We start from the raw sequence: 1,022 nt of genomic DNA, 5'->3' as shown, positions 1-1,022 counted from the left end.
CATTATCTCCGTATCCCAATCCGTCTGTAATCCCCGCTGCAAGAGCGATGATATTCTTTAACGCTCCCCCTATTTCAACACCGATCATATCCGGATTGGTATAGACGCGGAAATGCTGGTTCATGAATAAATCCTGAACCGCTTCTGCAGCCTTGATATTTTTTGAAGATGATGTAACAGTCGTCGGGTGTCTTAATCCGACTTCCTCAGCGTGGCTCGGCCCTGAAAGCACGACGATGTCTTTTCTGTACTCCTCAGGCAGCTCCTCTTCCATTAATTCTGAAATACGGAGAAGCGAATCCGGCTCAATTCCCTTGCTGACATGAACAAAAATCGATTGTTTCGGGATGTACGGCAGAGCCTTTTTCAGCACTTCCCGAATGGCTTTTGTCGGAACTGCCACAATAATGAAGTCCGCTCCTTTTAAAGCCTCGTTTAAATCAGCTGTACCGATGATAGAACTTGATAGCTCCACCCCCGGCAGGTAATCTTTGTTTTCATGCAGGTCGTTGATTTGATCGATCAATTCGGCACGGTGTCCCCACATCATAACTTGATGTCCGTTATCAGCCAGCACTAAAGAAAGTGCAGTGCCCCAGCTTCCCGCTCCAAGCATTGCCACTTTTTTCATCTCTGTATCACACCTTTTTATTTTCTTGCTCTTGCAAATATTTTAATTGGCGTACCTTCAAATCCGAAAGCGTCCCGGATTCGGTTTTCTAAAAAGCGTTCATAAGAAAAATGCATCAGTTCCGGATCGTTGACAAAAACAACGAAGCTCGGCGGCTTAACAGCGACTTGAGTCGCATAATAAATTTTCAGACGGGAGCCGTTGTGCGTCGGAGTCGGATTCATGGCGACCGCATCCATGATGACATCATTTAAGACATTTGTCTGCACGCGGAGAGAGTGGTTTTCACTCGCTTTAATAATCGCAGGCATGAGTGTATGAATCCGCTTTGTCGTCAGTGCCGACATAAACAGCACCGGCGCATAATCAAGAAATTGGAAATGTTCCCGAA

General features: G+C 46.0%; 1 protein-coding gene and 1 pseudogene. Both read right to left on the bottom strand.

The genetic code is table 11. The features are described from left to right. The coding region (locus tag ACFVQB_RS34495; protein WP_379449926.1) for an NAD(P)H-dependent glycerol-3-phosphate dehydrogenase at positions 1-631 on the bottom strand (631 nt) is incomplete at its 3' end. A 17-nt stretch (positions 632-648) separates the two neighbouring features. After that, positions 649-1,022, bottom strand: a pseudogene (gene engA / locus ACFVQB_RS34490) (ribosome biogenesis GTPase Der); the annotation flags it as partial.

Origin of the sequence: Paenibacillus sp. NPDC057886 (genome assembly GCF_042796655.1) — a bacterium.
Taxonomy (GTDB): Bacteria; Bacillota; Bacilli; order Paenibacillales; family Paenibacillaceae; genus Paenibacillus.
Note: the sequence above shows the minus strand (reverse complement) of the source record. Positions and strands in the feature narration are given on the sequence as shown.